A 15,078-nucleotide genomic window follows, 5' to 3' on the forward strand; every position below is an offset into this window, starting at 1 on the left:
ATGCGGGATTTTTTTCTCACATTTTTACATAAAATTTTAAAAAAAGCGTTTACTCCCGACATTTATAAGGTAAAATTACCATAGAATACCAGAAGCCAGTATTTTTTCACATAAGCTTTTGATGAATACATGAAAGTAAAGAAAGGACGAATAATGATGAAAAAGTGGATTACAGGAAGCAGTGCCGGTGTTTTAGCACTTGGCGTAATTGCCGTGCCCGCTCAAGCGGAGGAATTGAATACCGGTGACATTTTACAGCAGTCAAACGAAACGATGGCTGAACTTGACAGCTATTCTGCCACTACAGAAATTTCACAGGAAATTACAAACGCCGCCGGTAAAGGTGAAACAATGACAAACAGCTCCACCTCGGAGCAGGATATTACAATGGATCCTTTCGCCCTCTACCAGACAACTAACACAGTCGATCCAGTCAGCGGTGAAGAAGTGTCTACAGAAATGTACTGGACAGAAGACGGTTACTACGTCGAAATGCCGGATGGCAGCTGGACTATGATGCCCGCTGATATGATGGGGAGCATGGAAGAGATGACTACAAGCCCCGGCATGCATATGGAAGCATCGGAAGCCTTCGCTGAAGAAATGGACATAGAGGAGACAGAAAATTCCTACGTACTCACCTACGAAGGAAGCGGTGAAGAAATAGAAGAAGCGGCCAGTAAAATGATGCAGTCTGATATGGGAAGCGGCATGGCAAATGAAGAAATGCTGGAAGAAACGTGGAGCATGATCGATATTAAGGATGTCTCCATGAGCTTAACCCTGGATAAGGAAACGCACTACATGACAGCGAGCACTATTAACCTGGATGCTTCTTATGATATGGAAGAAATTACAACAGACATGAAGCTGACAGCTGATTCCACTTATTCCAATTTCAACAGCGTGAGTGATATTACTGTTCCAGAGGAAGTTATGGACAACGCTGTACCGATGGATGAAATGGAAGGCATGGATGGAATGAACGAGATGGAAGAGATGCCTGAAGAAGGCATGGCCGGAGAAGACGCTTCCATGGAAGAAGACGCTGAAGGCGGAGAAATGCCTGAAACAGCCAGCTCCCAGCCGGCTTATATGGCTGCCGGCCTGGCCCTGAGCGTGATTGCCGGCGGGGCACTGCTTTGGACCAGACGCCGTCAGCAGGCATAATACACTTTTAACCACGCAGCAGCCTTCTCCTTCTCGGTGAAGGTTGTTTTTTTCTTTATTGAACGTGTATTATGGAAATAATAGTAACGTCTATTATGGTCCGTTATGTCCCTTTACTGGAGTGAACATATATGGAAAAAATATTTATTGCGATGATTGTTATCGGCCTGAGCATCACCGGCTACTTCGGTTATCAGTGGTTTGACGCCAGAGCCGGAGTAGATAAAATCTCTACGAATGAAGAAGATGTCATCGCCGATTCTTCGGACGATGCACCGAAAACCCCGGATAAAAATGTTTCTGAAGGGGAGAACGATTCCTCCGGCGAAGATGCTGCCGAAGAGCCTGAGGCCTACACGCTGCCTGAAGGAGAAAATTCAGACAGCGGTACAAGCGAAGTCCCCGCCTCTGAAAACAACGAAACTCCACCAGTGATGAGCGATGAAATAGAAAAATGGAGTAAAGGCGAAAATGTAGCCAAATTAAAAATCCCGGAGCTTGGAAACTCTTATTCTGTCTATTGGGGTACAGACGACGAATCGCTTGACCAGGGCGTTGGCATGTATGTCAGCGAATGGACAACCACTCCGGCGGAGTCCCGCCATACAGTACTCAGCGGTCACCGGGACACGGTTTTTACGGGACTCGACAACCTTGAAGACGGGAACTCTCTCATCGTCGAATATGACGATACCCAATACGTTTACCGGCTGCAGAAAACATGGGTGACGGATGCAGAAGACCGCTCCGTAATTGTTGATAAAGAGGAACCAACGCTTACGCTTACTACCTGTTACCCTTTTGATTATATCGGCAGCGCTCCTGACCGTTACATTGTAGAAGCCACACTCGAACAGACAAACAGCCTGTAAGCATTCAGAACGGCTCCGCCGGCCAACCGGCAGAGCCGTTTTCTCATTTCTTCAGCATCGATTTAAATGTATATCTCCCTCTTGCTATAATGAAATTGAATTGTTATTCTATCGATATCGGTTTTCGATATCGAATACCGAAAGGATGATTGATCATGGAAGACAAAACACTTCGTAAGCTTTTCTTAGGCTTTATTCATATTCATATTCTGCATCACGCCTCCGAGCATCCCATTTACGGGCAGTGGATGCTCGAAGAGCTGCAGGAGCACGGCTATTCCATGAGCGCAGGCACTCTTTATCCCATTCTTCATACAATGGAAAGTGACGGTCTCTTACACAAAGAAAACAAAAACGTAAACGGAAAGATCCGCAAATACTACACCACTACCGACAAAGGAGGCCGCATTTTGCAGGAAGCCCGCGCAAAAGCTTACGAATTGTTTAAAGAAATTAAGTAAGGATAGGAGAGAACAGCATGGAAAAAACCCTGGGCCAAAAATGGATGGAAATATTTTTAATTTCCACACGGCTGGGCCTGACTTCTTTCGGAGGGCCCATCGCCCATTTAGGCTATTTTCACGAAGAATACGTGCGGCGAAAAAAATGGCTCGACGAACAGAGCTATGCGGACCTGGTCGCATTATGCCAGTTTCTTCCCGGTCCTGCGAGCAGCCAGGTGGGCATCGGAATAGGGATCATCCGAGGCGGGCCCGTGGGAGGATTTATTTCTTTTCTAGGGTTTACCCTCCCCTCTGTTATTGCCCTGGTGATATTCGCCCTCCTGCTTGAAGGGCTTGATGTCAGTGATGCCGGCTGGCTTCAGGGGCTTAAAATCGTGGCGGTGGCGGTAGTGGCCCACGCAGTATGGGGCATGGCGCAAAAACTCACTCCCGATCTTCAGCGTCGTACCATCGCTCTGCTCGCCATGAGCGGTACACTTTTATGGCAGACCTCTCTTGCACAGGTGCTAGTCATACTCGCAGCAGGCGGTACCGGCTGGCTGCTGTACCGCTCGGCCCAGGAGGCAGATTATACGGCAGTCATCGAAACCGTATCGCGCAAAACAGGGGTTTTCTGTCTGACTCTCTTTTTTGTTCTGCTCGCTGTCCTTCCGCTTGCGCGGGACTGGACCGGTTCTACCTTCATTGCCATGTTCGACAGTTTCTACCGGGCCGGAGCGCTTGTATTTGGCGGCGGCCACGTGGTTCTTCCTCTGCTGGAACGGGAATTTGTCCCAACCGGGTGGATGAGTGAAGAGACGTTTCTCGCAGGCTACGGAGCGGCCCAGGCTGTGCCGGGGCCTTTATTCACCTTCGCTTCTTATCTGGGGACTGTCCTTTCTGGCTGGCAGGGTGCCCTTATCGCTTCTGCAGGTATTTTTCTGCCCGCGTTTCTGTTAATCATTGGAGCTTTGCCTTTTTGGTCCCTGCTCCGTAAAAACACCCACATAAAAGGGGCTTTAACCGGCGTGAATGCCGCGGTCGTCGGCATCTTGCTTGCTGCCTTTTATAATCCAATCTGGACGTCATCAATTACGACCTCGCTTGACTTTATACTCGCTGCTTTTTTGTTTACAATGCTTGCTTTTTGGAAGCTGCCGCCGTGGGTCATCGTATTGAGCGGGGCAGCTGCAGGCGCTGTTCTTTTATGAACAGCGTTTTTTTAATGCTGTTTTTCAGTACATACGCCCAGCTGCTGTACGAAGTCTTCAAGAAATGGGATACTGGTACCAGAAAAAATTGAAATTATCAGGAACGAAAAAGGAAAGATGTGAATGGCCAACCAATTCGCCGGTACGCTGCGCAGTGCCTGGATGCTCGTCCGTGCCATTGCTGTTATCTCTTCGAGCATTGCTACCATCGTTTCTACAATGCTGCCGCTGTTTTTGTATTCGTCGCTCTCTATTCCTTATTTAACAGCTATTTTTATTCTTTTGGCCATCGGAGCTTTTCTTATCCACGGGCTTCTCACTCACGCTTTTAATGATTACGCTGACTACCTTTCCGGGACCGATGCACATAGCCCGGCTATCCTTTCCGGGGGCAGCCGGGTTTTGCAGACTAACGCCATGTCGCTCAAATCATTGTGGCTGGTGGGAAAATGGCTCGCTATTTCATTAATTGGCGCTGCCGTACTTTGCTTTATTTTTGGCTATTTTAAAGTAGGCGTGCTTCTTCTTATCGGAGTCTTCGCAGCTGCTTCTTACTCCCTGCCCCCACTCAGTCTCAGCTACAAACCATTTCTCGGAGAATGGATCAGCCTTTTTCCATCCATATTTTCTCTTGGCATCGGTGGAGCCTGGCTGGCACTCGGCACGGTGCCCGAGTGGGCCCTGCAGAACGCGTTTATCAATGCCATGATCTGTCTTGCCTGGGTGATGGTCCATCATATTCCGGACCGGGAAGCAGATATGCAGGCCTCTCCCGAAAAGCGAACCACTGTAGTATGGTTCACCCGTAAATTCGGCTCTCCTTATGCCCATATGCCTGCTGTATGCTATTTAGCAGTCTCGGCTCTATCCATTTTCTGGCTCGGGAGCGAACGCCTGGAGGCCGCTATCGGGCTTGCCATACTTATGGCAGCGTCCCTTATACTCGTCAGCCGCATGGATAACTCCAACCCCGAGCATGTATCAGCTGTTGAAAAGACTCTTTTACTGATTGCCATGATAAACGCTGGGTGGCTGGGTATTTTTATTTAGAATCGGCAATGCAGCGATTTAGAAAGGGAATTTGTTGTTTTCTCTTTTTAATTGTCTGCTATAATAAAGCATCACCTTTGAAAGGAAGGGTATACTATGGACGGCACAAAGCGTAAAGATGTTGCCCCGGGAGCGGAAGTGGATATTGTCTTAAAAAAAGATCAGCGAAGCGGCGCACTGACCCGCGGAGTAGTCAAAGATCTGCTCACCAATTCCCCAAGCCATCCGCACGGCATAAAAGTCCGGCTTGAAGACGGCCAGGTCGGCCGCGTCAAGCATATTCATTAGAATGAAAGCTCCTCTCTTTGCTCAAAGAGACGGAGTTTTTTCATTTTATAAAACGAAAATAAACTATATTAATATATCAATGACAGGAGGCTTATAGTGAAATTCCAGCAAAAAGGAAGGAGTACGGAGCGGTTAATCCTGCGCCCGTTGCAGCCGAATGACTTCGATAACTACAAGCAGGCACTCTCGGAGCGAAAAGCACCTCAACATTTTTATGATCCTGGACGTCCCAAAATCAACCGCTTTACTAAACGGCAATTTACAAATATGATTCAGCAGCGCGAGGATATGGCTGAGCAGGACCGCACTTATGTATACGATATTTTCCACAAAAACGGCAGCCACCTGGGGCATGCAGACATCACTACCCTAATACGCGAGGAATTCCAGTGGGGGATGCTGGGCTATATTATCCATAACCAGCACTGGAATCAGGGTTTTGGCAAAGAAGCTGTACGTGAGGTTCTAAAGGCTTCTTTTGAAGATTTGCATTTTCACCGGATTGAAGCCCACATTAATGTAGATAACGAGCCCTCCATCTCTATTGCAGAAAAAGCCGGGATGGAATATGAATGTACACGCCATAAGTTCATTTATGAAAATGATACATGGACAGACAACCTTATTTATTATAAGAACTCATAAATAAAGTGTTTCACGTGAAACATTTTATTTCTTATCTAGTTTCATACTTTCACACGCATCTATATTTTATTCTTCTAATCAATTAACACTTTATCACCATAATAAATGCGGGGCCCTTATATTCGCATAAGGACCCCGCATTTATTATATTAGTATTATTTTAAGGCTTCAAAATCACTTTAATGTTTCCGTCTTCTTTTTCATCAAAGATACGGTAGCCTTCAGCCGCATCTTCTAATGGAATAGGGTGTGTGATAATATCGGTCGGGTCAAATAGTTTGTTTTCAATCATGCGATACAGGCTAGGCATCATGTGGATGACCGGCGCCTGGCCCATCGTAAGCGCGACGTTTCTCGTGAAGAAGTCACCGATTGGGAAGCTGTTGGCTTCTGTGCCGTAAACACCAGTCAGCTGTACTACTCCGTTTTTCTTCACGGACTGAGAAGCTGTCACAATCGGGCTGATGGTACCAAACTGATTGTCACTCTCGGAACCGAATGTTGTGTCCGGCGGCACGGTACCATCCATGCCTACACAGTCCACTACTACATCTGCCCCGCCTTTTGTATTTTCATGAAGAAGCTTGCCTATTTCTTTCGTATCGCTGAAGTTGTACGTTTCCACATTGTTTGTTCTTCTTGCATGCTCAAGACGATGAGGCACCTGATCCACAGCAATAACTCGGGAAGCCCCTTTCATCCACGCAAACTTCTGGGCCATTAATCCGATCGGCCCGCAGCCTAAAATAATGATCGTATCCCCATAAGTCGCTCCACTGTTTTCAATGCTCCAGAATGCAGTAGGCACGACATCAGAAAGGAACAATACGCTTTCGTCCTTCAGTTCACTGTCTTCCGGTACTTTAAAGGAAGTAAAATCAGCATACGGCACGCGCAGATACTCTGCCTGGCCGCCCGGGAAGTTACCGAAATCCTCAGAAAATCCGAACAAACCGCCCATTTCAGCATGCGGGTTTGAATTGTCACACTGGCTTTCCATTTGGTGAGTACAGTAATAACATTCCCCGCACCCAATGTTAAACGGGATGACAACGCGGTCTCCTTTTTTTAATGTTTTGACATCAGAGCCGACTTCTTCTACGATCCCCATTGGCTCATGACCGACAACATAATCCTCCGGAGCTGGAATACCGCCTTTATATAAATGCAAATCCGATCCACAAATACCACTGGCTGTAATGCGTACAATCATGTCATCGCTGCGTTCAATTTTCGGGTCTGCGACTTCTTTGACTTCCATGTGTTCTTTGCCTTGAATCGTTACTGCCTTCATTATTTTAGACCAGCCTTTCTGTTATTTTGATCTGTGTCTGGAGTTACTGGTTTTAAATACTCTTTCCGTTTATATGACTTCGTAAACTTCGAGTTATTCATATCCTAAATAACGAAGGGCCGGCTGCACCGCTTTTTCGAGCGTCGTTATTTTCTCTTCTGGAAGACCGGGCCACGTATCAGGCTTGGGATTGATGCGGCTGGCACCCGCCTTAATCCATTCTTCATTTTCCTCTCCCGATACAGAGGGCGGGTTTATAAATGCAATCAGGCTCCGTAATTCTTTTTCAGGCTGTTGCAGTAATTCTTCGTATCGGAGCCAGTGCTGCTGAGCCTCCGGAAGGCTTTCGATCACCCGGCCTGCATGCAGCAGTGATTTTGAAATCCAGGACCCGAGTTCATTGTAAGGTATCTCCACCTGGTGCAGCTTTTCAAGTTCAAAATAATCTGGATGCAGCCATTGATAGACACCAAGCTTTTCGGCCTCGGTGGAAGGGTCTGAAGGATCAAGCCCTGTATCTTCCATCGCTTTTAAGATGGTTTTTCCCATTTTCATCGTCTGAAAACGGTTAAAAGCTACAGCAATTTCACGGGGGTCCCGGTATAAAAAAATAAATTTTGCGTTCGGGAACATGTCTATTAAGTATTCCACTGCGTCTGTAGAAAACCCGGAACGCTCGACACTGGTGTCGCCTCCAAAACGATCCTGCATCCATTCAAACAACCGCAGATACTGCTCTGATAGCGAACCTTCCGGAAAGGCCGGTACCACTGCTTTAAGCTCTTGATACAGCTTGTCCGGCTCATTAGTTAAATGAGGAAGAGTGATTGAAGCAATAGCCGGCAGCCCTGTTTTTTCGTTAAACAGAGAATTTTCTTTTCTTTCATAGAGAATTTCTTTATTGTAAAGCCCTTTCTTTTCATACGGGGCCAGGCGTACCGGTTCTTTTTGGGCAAGCAGCTCCCAGAACTCTTTGCCTGTCCAAACTTGTTTATCGAATCCCTTCCATCCTTCCCCGCTGATCCCGAAATTGTAATGGACAGAAAGAATCATTTCGGACAGGCTCACAAGTTTAGGATGGAGGTTAATGCAGTTGGACACGGCTGTTGATCCGCTTCTTCCGGTGGAAATAATAAACACTGGTTCAGTCATTGAACACCCTCCTTTTTATCATGATACATTCACCTTTTCCTCTACCCACTTTTATCGTGATTATGACGTCCGAAGCTGCTTTCAGATTATTTCAGTGCAAGAGGAAAAATATGAGCAGGAGAAGGCTCCTCTGACGAAATCAACAGCTTGGGCTGCATCCGGAGGGTTTGGCTTTCGCCAGGTTTGACCAAACGCCGAAAAGGAAATAGCCTGCTTAAATACATCCTAAAGGAGCTTTCTTATGTCCAGGGAACAGCAAAAACAAGATGCAGCAGCGAAAGCTGTTGAGTATATTCCAGATAATTCTATTGTCGGCTTGGGCTCCGGATCCACTATGTACTGGGTTATGCAGCAGCTCGGAGAACTGGTGCAGCAAGGGATGCATGTCCAGGGTATCCCCTCCTCCCCCACTACAGAACAATGGGCCAAGGAATTTCACGTGCCGCTCGTGTACTTTTCTACCGAAATTACGAAAGCAGATGTGGCTATTGACGGGGCAGATGAAGTGGCCCCCGGCTTTCATATGACTAAGGGAGGCGGCGGCTCCCTGTTAAGGGAAAAAATTATTGCTGACGCCGCAGATAAGGTGATTATTGCTGTGGATGAAAGCAAAATTGTCCAACAGCTCGGCTCCTTTCCACTGCCGGTCGAAGTCACACCCTTCGGATGGCAGAAAACAGTACGTGACATCCAATCGCTTGGCTGCGACCCTGTCCTCCGCCGAAGCCATGGTGCTCCATTTGAAACAGATAACGCCAATTACGTGATTGATTGTGATTTTCAGTTGATCGAGCGCCCGGATGAGCTGCACAACCAGCTAATTCAGCTGGTCGGAGTTGTAGAAACTGGTTTATTTGCCGATCAGGTAGATATCGTCATTGCAGGTACAGACAGCGGAGCAGAAATGTTCGAAAATAAACGATAAAATCAACCATTATAATTCCGTTAACAAACCCGGAGGCAGAAAGCCTTCCGGGTTTTTCCTACATTCGCAGCAACTGCGCATTGATAGCGACTACCACCGTACTGATACTCATTAATAAAGCCCCGACAGCCGGACTGAGCAGAATGCCAATTGGTGCCAGTACTCCGGCGGCAAGTGGAATAGCTGCAATATTATAGCCGGCAGCCCACCAGAGATTCTGTACCATTTTCCGGTACGTTTTCCCGGAAAGATCAATAACGGAAAGCACATCGAGTGGATTGCTCTGTACAAGCACAATGTCGGCCGTTTCCATGGCGACATCTGTGCCGCTGCCAATTGCAATACCGATGTCTGCGGTCGCGAGTGCCGGCGCGTCGTTGATGCCGTCGCCCGTCATCGCCACCTTCCGCCCGGACTGCTGTATTTTCTTCACCTGCTCTGCTTTATGATCCGGCAGCACTTCCGCGTAGACCTCTTCAATACCGAGCTGGCCGGCTACCCAATCTGCTACCCGCTGATTGTCCCCTGTAAGCATAATCGATTTGATTCCTTGTTCATTTAGGCGCTTCACGGCTTCTTTGGCAGAATCCCTTACCATGTCAGCGAGCGCTATCATACCGGTCAGTTCTCCATTGACCAGTACAAATACCACCGTTTTTCCTTCTTCTGCTTTTTCCTGGAAAGTTTTCTCATCATACGCCAGCTGCTGGTCTTTCATATAGCCGGGACTGACAATTTTCACTGCAGACCCGTTCACAGATCCTTCGAGTCCCTGACCGGTCATCGTTTGGAAATTTTCTACCGTGTGCAGCTTGATACTGCGAGCTTGGGCTTCATTAACGATTCCTTCCGCCAGCGGGTGCTCCGATTCCTTCTCCACAGAACCGGCAAATTCAAGGACCTGCTCTTCTGAATGGCTGTTGCTTGGCACGATATTGGTTACGCCAAAGCTTCCCTGTGTCAGTGTTCCTGTTTTATCAAAGATGACCGCATCAAGCTTCCGCGCACTTTCAAATGGCGACCGGTTACGAATTAACAGTCCCTGTTTTGCAGATAATGCCGTAGAGACAGAGACGACAAGAGGAGCTGCGAGTCCAAGGGCGTGCGGACAGCTGATAACCATCACCGTCACGGCCCGTTCTACTGCACTGTCTGTCGAACCGCTTACCAGCCGCCAGATAACAAACGTCACGATACCCGACCCGAGCGCAGCATAAAACAGCCATTTAGCTGCCCGGTTTGCCAGGTCCTGAGCCCGCGACTTGGACTCCTGTGCCTCCTGTACAAGCGTAACTACCTGCGAAAGATACGTCTGATCGCCGGTTTTTGTTACTTCAATTGTTAAGCTTCCGTCCTGGTTGACTGCTCCTCCAATTGCTTCATCCTGCTCGTTCTTTTCCACGGGGAGCGACTCCCCGGTCAGCATGGATTCGTCCACCGAGGACCTTCCTTTAATAATCGTGCCGTCCACCGGCACTTTTTCCCCCGGCTTAATAAGCAAATGGTCTCCCTGTTGAAGTTCGTCCACGCTAACTTCTTCTGTATCACCGTCTGCTTTCACCCGGCGGGCTTCATGAGGCATGAGCTTAATCAGCTCCTGCAGGGCGTTCGATGCACCCATAATCGAGCGCATCTCGATCCAGTGCCCGAGGAGCATGATATCAATTAATGTAGCAAGCTCCCAGAAAAACTGAGTGCCTTCCCAGCCAAATACCACCATCGTGCTGTAGCCGTAAGCTACGACGACAGCAAGTCCAATCAGCGTCATCATTCCCGGACTTTTTTGCTTCAATTCGTCTACTGCTCCGGTTAAAAACGGCCATCCGCCGTAAAAAAATACGACTGTTGCGAGTCCGAAAAGAATCCACTGATCAGAAGGAAAAGCCCAGTCCAGGCCGAGGAACCCCTGGATCACTGGGGTCAAAAGCAAAATAGGAATGGTCAATATGACTGATACGAAAAACCTTCGCTTAAAGTCAGCAATCATAGCGCTATGGTGCTCGTGATGATCATGACCATCGCCGTAACCTTCGTGTTCTTCATGCTCTTCATGATGCCCCTGTCCATGGTCGCCGTGCTGATGTGCCATTACTCCGCCTCCTTTAATATAACTCCTATAAATACCCTACCCCTGTATAAAAAATGATAAACAAAAGACTCTTCGCATAACAAAGCAAGGATAAGGGAAAAGAGCTCTGCAAACTACGTATTAGGAGGCGACAATTTTATGCAGACCGAATATCAGGGTATCATCATCGAATCTGTTAAAGGCGATATTACAAAGCAGGACGACCTCGACTCTGTAGTCAATGCCGCCAATGCCCAGCTTTTAACCGGCGGAGGAGTCGCCGGTGCCATTCACCGGGCGGCAGGTCCGGGGCTCGAAGAAGCCTGCAAACCGCTGGCTCCTATTTCTCCCGGGGAAGCAGTAATTACGGAAGGATTTCAAATGCCAAACGATTATATTATTCACTGCCTCGGTCCCGTCTACGGCGTCGACAAGCCTTCAGACGAACTCCTTCGTGCCTGCTACCTTAATACTATGCAGCTGGCCGAAGATAAAGAGATTGCAAGCATTGGATTCCCAGCCCTCTCCACTGGGGCCTTTGGCTATCCCCTTGAGGAAGCTCTTGAAGACTTTATGCCTCCCTTTTTAGACAGACTTTCTCATGCTGCTTCTGTCCAGCATATCCGGTTTGTGCTCTTTAGTGACCAGGACGCTGCCGTCTACGAAAAATATATCGAGCAGGCTGTTTCGCCCTAACCTCTCTAAGAACCAAGGACCGCAGCAATAAAAAATAACTGTCACTAAACTACTGGTTCGTGACTATTCGGCTAAGGTGCTCCAACTTTCGAATTGAATCTGCCGCTGCTGGTTACGTTTCCTTTTACGAAGGGAAAATAGAGACATATCTTTCTTTGAAAGGAGACTATATATGAAAAAATTCTTTACTGTCTTCGGTCTCGCAGCTCTATTTGTGACAGGATCGGCTGTTCCGGCGCACGCTTCTGAAACTCCAACAACTGTCCAGCAGGAGCAGAAACAGGAATTCACCCCTTATGAAGCGGTTCAGACGGTGCATGATCAGAAAGGCACAGAAGCAGAATTAAAAGTTGACCAGTATCCTTCCAGCAATGAAGAAGGCCAGACTTACTATCAGGTAGAGGCGTTGAATCCTTCGCTTATTGAACAGGGAGAAGATGGCCTGCTTCAGACGTACCATGTATATGAAGATGGGCGCATTCTGGTCATATAAATATTAACCCCGTGCAGCCAGTGCTGTGCGGGGTTTTTCTACTAAATGGTAGGAGGTTTTTTCATCAGGAGGGGCCGGTAAAAATATTCAGGGTCCTTCCAGCCAAGCTCGGCGTGCAGAAAAGCAAACGTAGTGCGGAAAAACTGCTGCACAGTCGAGCCAGCAAAGCTGTCTGTAAGAGGAAGAAAGTATTCGCTCGCCTGTGGATCGTAATAGGCTTCTTTAGGCTCGATTGCCGGGCTGTTTAAATCCTTTTGCTGAAAAGGGTATGGCAGGACAAAAAAGGAAGGATGGTCTGTATTATCATCACCGGGCCAAAACCCAAGCTCGATAAACTGTTCATCAAAAGCTGCCTTTTCAATCGTTTTATCTTCGGGAAACGGCTCTGGAATATTTTCCACGATGAGCGTCGAGACGTCAAAGGTGCCCCAGAATAAACCCGGTTTAATTTTGCGGCCTCGCAGTGGTCCGATAAAAGCTAATTCTTCCTGATACGCCGCCTGCATCATTTTAAGTCCCTTCATGGCCTTTTCAGCATCGTACCGTTTATGCACCTGATCTTCAGAAAGCCAAACCGTCACTGGCATCTCCTGTGGCTTGGGATAGATGCGCACGTGGATGCCTGCCTGATGAAGACAGCTGAAAATCCATTCGTAATACGTTTGAATAGGCGTTCCGTCTTCAAGCTTTGTGGTTTCCACAGTATCTTCCACAACCGCCAGAAGAAGGCTGTTCCGGATATCTATTTCGAGTTCAAAAGCTTTCCCGTCCTGGATCAGCATCCCTGTAGAGAAGCCATTTGGAGTAATCTCAAGCATCACGTGCGCCCACTGAGGCTCCTGCGGAGCTGTTTCGAGCCGTATCTTACCAAGAATCTGAGACAGAAGCTGCAGCGTCAGTTTTGTGTCCTTCCATTCTTTAAAAGGCATGATTTCCATTAAACGTTACCCCTTTCTCCCGGAAGCTTTTTTCGCTTTCTGATGACTTTTTGCTACACAGCGTCTTCATCCATATACATAACTTCCCAGAGATGGCCATCGATGTCCTGAAAACTCCATCCATACATAAACCCGCCGTCCATTGGCTCGTTGGACGGACGCCCTCCTGCATCCAGAGCTTTTTGAACAATCTCGTTCACCTGTTCTTTGCTATCTGCAGAAATGGCCAGGATTGCTTCCGCCCCGGTATTGGTATCAACTACACTTTTATTAGTAAACGTTTGAAAAAATGCTTCGTGAAGCAGCATCACATACATACCGTTCCCCAGTACCATGCACGCTGCATTTTCATCCGTGAAGCGCTGCTCAAATGAAAAGCCGACATTTTGAAAAAACTCCATGGAAGCTTCGAGATTTTTAACTGGAATGTTTACAAATATTTGCTTTGTCTGCAGAGCCATTATTCTTAAACCTCTCTTTCTTGACTTGATTTTTTCCTTAAACGACTATGTGCCAAAAAACACCGAACTGGTCTTTCAGCTGGCCGTAAGAGGAACTGAAGAATGTTTCTGCCAGAGGCATGATTATTTCTCCGCCCGGTTCAAGAGCATGAAACGTTTTGGCAGCCGAGGAAGCATCATTTACGCTGAGCGCAATGGACACCAGGCTTCCTGAAAGCTGTTGCTGGTCCGGAGCCCCGGGTAACGTATCGGAGAGCATTATCTCCATGTCTTTAATTTTTAAATAAGCATGCATGATTAGTGATTCGGTTCCCGGCGGTAATTCCATCCCTTCGACTTCCCCATAGGTCTGACGTTCGATCACCTCTGCCCCTAAAGCCTTTTCATAGAATGCGGCTGCCTCCCCGGCCTTCCCGTCAAATGTAAAGTACGGGTTCATTCCGATAATCATTGGCGTTCCTCTCCCCTCATATGAATAATTATCTTTACTATAGCACGGCCGCCGCTGCTTTATTTCTTACCGATTGCGGTTTCGGCCTGACGCCTCAGAAAATTATTCATTAACAGGGATAACGAAACGAGAATAGGAGGATCATCGAAGCGCGGCGGATACAAATATATATCCTTTTTTTCCAGCGGCCGTCCGGCTTCTACATGAAGCGCTTCTCTTGAGCGGGTGCGGAACGTATGGTGAGGGATTAAAATGTCATTCACCTTCATTTTCCAGGCAATTGACGTAGCCATTACATAATACACTCCTGGCTTTACACGCGGAATGTGATATTCATCTGCAGTATCGCAAAGCGTACCATAAAGCGGTACACCTTCCGGCATCGGACGGGGAAAAAGGCCGATTAATACAAAACCTTCAAAAGGGACTTCACTGTAAATACGGCCTTGAATACTCGTTTCCACCGTAGGAAGAGCCGGCTCTGCCCAGTGCCGTGTCGTTTTTAACGAAGAAAAAGAATTTTCTGCAGAGGCTGCGGAAACACGAAAGGCACCCGGCGTCATTCCCACCCTTGCAGCAAAGCTCGTAGTAAACGTCCCTACGCTTTGCTGGCCGATCTCCATCCCGATATCACGCACAGGGAAAGTGGTTTCAATCAGCAGTTCTTTGGCCCTTTGAAGTCGTAGTCCGGAAAGATAGTACAACGGAGGCACTCCAACACTTTTCTTGAACAGGCGTGAAAAATGATACGGACTGTAAGCGGCCTGGGCGGCCAGTCCGGTCAGGTCCAACGGTTCGTGAAGATGAGCGTGCATATACGTAATGGCATCATAAACAGCCGCCGAATATGATTGTTCCATCAAAACTACCTCCCGACTTGCGGCCTAATCCTGAAGATATTCTGTTTCATTCAAGGGGTTC

The 15,078-nt window shown here is 47.6% G+C and carries 17 protein-coding genes; 10 read left to right on the forward strand and 7 right to left on the reverse strand.

Features of this window, described 5'->3' with window-relative positions; all coding sequences use genetic code 11:
- Positions 1-129: 129 nt before the first annotated feature.
- The 7 genes from CHL76_RS06730 (at position 130) to CHL76_RS06760 (ending at position 5,679) form a co-directional block, all read left to right on the forward strand.
- Positions 130-1,170 (forward strand): DUF6612 family protein, encoded by a 1,041-nt coding sequence (locus CHL76_RS06730; protein ID WP_143747446.1) that lies wholly within the window; start codon positions 130-132, stop codon positions 1,168-1,170.
- Positions 1,171-1,301: 131 nt separating this feature from the next.
- Positions 1,302-2,042 carry a class D sortase gene (locus CHL76_RS06735; RefSeq protein ID WP_094908150.1) on the forward strand — a complete coding sequence of 247 codons (741 nt, stop codon included), beginning with the start codon at positions 1,302-1,304 and terminating at the stop codon, positions 2,040-2,042.
- 155 nt (positions 2,043-2,197) lie between these two features.
- Positions 2,198-2,503, forward strand: coding sequence for a PadR family transcriptional regulator (locus CHL76_RS06740; RefSeq protein ID WP_079474529.1), 306 nt, complete (start codon positions 2,198-2,200; stop codon positions 2,501-2,503).
- Positions 2,504-2,520: 17 nt separating this feature from the next.
- Positions 2,521-3,696 (forward strand): chromate transporter, encoded by a 1,176-nt coding sequence (locus CHL76_RS06745; protein ID WP_094908151.1) that lies wholly within the window; start codon positions 2,521-2,523, stop codon positions 3,694-3,696.
- Positions 3,697-3,819: 123 nt separating this feature from the next.
- A complete protein-coding gene (locus CHL76_RS06750) occupies positions 3,820-4,746 on the forward strand; it encodes a prenyltransferase (protein ID WP_094908152.1) in 927 nt (308 codons plus the stop codon).
- A 96-nt stretch (positions 4,747-4,842) separates the two neighbouring features.
- Positions 4,843-5,034, forward strand: coding sequence for a YwbE family protein (locus CHL76_RS06755; RefSeq protein ID WP_079474526.1), 192 nt, complete (start codon positions 4,843-4,845; stop codon positions 5,032-5,034).
- A gap of 96 nt (positions 5,035-5,130) precedes the next feature.
- A complete protein-coding gene (locus CHL76_RS06760; protein ID WP_094908153.1) occupies positions 5,131-5,679 on the forward strand; it encodes a GNAT family N-acetyltransferase in 549 nt (182 codons plus the stop codon).
- A 160-nt stretch (positions 5,680-5,839) separates the two neighbouring features.
- On the opposite strand, the gene CHL76_RS06765 is transcribed toward CHL76_RS06760, so the two are convergent.
- A complete protein-coding gene (locus tag CHL76_RS06765; RefSeq protein WP_079474524.1) occupies positions 5,840-6,973 on the reverse strand; it encodes an alcohol dehydrogenase catalytic domain-containing protein in 1,134 nt (377 codons plus the stop codon).
- A 93-nt stretch (positions 6,974-7,066) separates the two neighbouring features.
- Positions 7,067-8,125, reverse strand: coding sequence for a sulfotransferase family protein (locus CHL76_RS06770; RefSeq protein WP_079474523.1), 1,059 nt, complete (start codon positions 8,123-8,125; stop codon positions 7,067-7,069).
- 241 nt (positions 8,126-8,366) lie between these two features.
- On the opposite strand from CHL76_RS06770, the gene rpiA reads away from it, so the two are divergent.
- The gene (gene rpiA, locus CHL76_RS06775; protein ID WP_094908154.1) at positions 8,367-9,050 is read left to right on the forward strand and encodes a ribose-5-phosphate isomerase RpiA; all 684 of its coding nucleotides are present in this window, start codon (positions 8,367-8,369) and stop codon (positions 9,048-9,050) included.
- Between the two features lie 58 nt (positions 9,051-9,108).
- Here rpiA and CHL76_RS06780 read toward each other — a convergent pair whose 3' ends face one another.
- On the reverse strand, positions 9,109-11,139 hold the full coding sequence (locus CHL76_RS06780; RefSeq protein ID WP_094908155.1) for a heavy metal translocating P-type ATPase: 2,031 nt from the start codon (positions 11,137-11,139) through the stop codon (positions 9,109-9,111).
- 138 nt (positions 11,140-11,277) lie between these two features.
- Between CHL76_RS06780 and CHL76_RS06785 the strand changes: the two genes are divergently transcribed.
- Complete coding sequence (locus CHL76_RS06785) at positions 11,278-11,814, forward strand: macro domain-containing protein (protein ID WP_094908156.1); 537 nt, start codon at positions 11,278-11,280, stop codon at positions 11,812-11,814.
- A 172-nt stretch (positions 11,815-11,986) separates the two neighbouring features.
- Positions 11,987-12,307 carry a hypothetical protein gene (locus CHL76_RS06790; protein ID WP_094908157.1) on the forward strand — a complete coding sequence of 107 codons (321 nt, stop codon included), beginning with the start codon at positions 11,987-11,989 and terminating at the stop codon, positions 12,305-12,307.
- A gap of 41 nt (positions 12,308-12,348) precedes the next feature.
- Here the strand turns inward: CHL76_RS06790 and CHL76_RS06795 are convergent, their stop codons facing one another.
- The 4 genes from CHL76_RS06795 to CHL76_RS06810 are packed head-to-tail and all read right to left on the reverse strand — an operon-like array spanning position 12,349 to position 15,017.
- Positions 12,349-13,245 carry a DUF5996 family protein gene (locus CHL76_RS06795; RefSeq protein ID WP_094908158.1) on the reverse strand — a complete coding sequence of 299 codons (897 nt, stop codon included), beginning with the start codon at positions 13,243-13,245 and terminating at the stop codon, positions 12,349-12,351.
- Between the two features lie 53 nt (positions 13,246-13,298).
- Positions 13,299-13,706, reverse strand: a complete 408-nt coding sequence (locus tag CHL76_RS06800) for a VOC family protein (RefSeq protein ID WP_094908159.1) — start codon at positions 13,704-13,706, stop codon at positions 13,299-13,301.
- A gap of 37 nt (positions 13,707-13,743) precedes the next feature.
- On the reverse strand, positions 13,744-14,157 hold the full coding sequence (locus CHL76_RS06805) for a VOC family protein (protein ID WP_094908160.1): 414 nt from the start codon (positions 14,155-14,157) through the stop codon (positions 13,744-13,746).
- 59 nt (positions 14,158-14,216) lie between these two features.
- Positions 14,217-15,017, reverse strand: a complete 801-nt coding sequence (locus CHL76_RS06810) for a helix-turn-helix domain-containing protein (RefSeq protein ID WP_094908161.1) — start codon at positions 15,015-15,017, stop codon at positions 14,217-14,219.
- Between the last annotated feature and the right edge of the window lie 61 nt (positions 15,018-15,078).

The organism is Marinococcus halophilus (assembly GCF_002265875.1).
Lineage (GTDB): Bacteria > Bacillota > Bacilli > Bacillales > Marinococcaceae > Marinococcus > Marinococcus halophilus.

Coding starts and splice junctions, on each gene's coding strand:
- CHL76_RS06730 (WP_143747446.1), top strand. CDS start 130: ATGAAAGTAAAGAAAGGACGAATAATGATGAAAAAGTGGATTACAGGA.
- CHL76_RS06735 (WP_094908150.1), top strand. CDS start 1,302: ATGGAAAAAATATTTATTGCGATGATTGTTATCGGCCTGAGCATCACC.
- CHL76_RS06740 (WP_079474529.1), top strand. CDS start 2,198: ATGGAAGACAAAACACTTCGTAAGCTTTTCTTAGGCTTTATTCATATT.
- CHL76_RS06745 (WP_094908151.1), top strand. CDS start 2,521: ATGGAAAAAACCCTGGGCCAAAAATGGATGGAAATATTTTTAATTTCC.
- CHL76_RS06750 (WP_094908152.1), top strand. CDS start 3,820: ATGGCCAACCAATTCGCCGGTACGCTGCGCAGTGCCTGGATGCTCGTC.
- CHL76_RS06755 (WP_079474526.1), top strand. CDS start 4,843: ATGGACGGCACAAAGCGTAAAGATGTTGCCCCGGGAGCGGAAGTGGAT.
- CHL76_RS06765 (WP_079474524.1), bottom strand. CDS start 6,973: ATGAAGGCAGTAACGATTCAAGGCAAAGAACACATGGAAGTCAAAGAA.
- CHL76_RS06770 (WP_079474523.1), bottom strand. CDS start 8,125: ATGACTGAACCAGTGTTTATTATTTCCACCGGAAGAAGCGGATCAACA.
- rpiA (WP_094908154.1), top strand. CDS start 8,367: ATGTCCAGGGAACAGCAAAAACAAGATGCAGCAGCGAAAGCTGTTGAG.
- CHL76_RS06780 (WP_094908155.1), bottom strand. CDS start 11,139: ATGGCACATCAGCACGGCGACCATGGACAGGGGCATCATGAAGAGCAT.
- CHL76_RS06785 (WP_094908156.1), top strand. CDS start 11,278: ATGCAGACCGAATATCAGGGTATCATCATCGAATCTGTTAAAGGCGAT.
- CHL76_RS06790 (WP_094908157.1), top strand. CDS start 11,987: ATGAAAAAATTCTTTACTGTCTTCGGTCTCGCAGCTCTATTTGTGACA.
- CHL76_RS06795 (WP_094908158.1), bottom strand. CDS start 13,245: ATGGAAATCATGCCTTTTAAAGAATGGAAGGACACAAAACTGACGCTG.
- CHL76_RS06800 (WP_094908159.1), bottom strand. CDS start 13,706: ATGGCTCTGCAGACAAAGCAAATATTTGTAAACATTCCAGTTAAAAAT.
- CHL76_RS06805 (WP_094908160.1), bottom strand. CDS start 14,157: ATGATTATCGGAATGAACCCGTACTTTACATTTGACGGGAAGGCCGGG.
- CHL76_RS06810 (WP_094908161.1), bottom strand. CDS start 15,017: ATGGAACAATCATATTCGGCGGCTGTTTATGATGCCATTACGTATATG.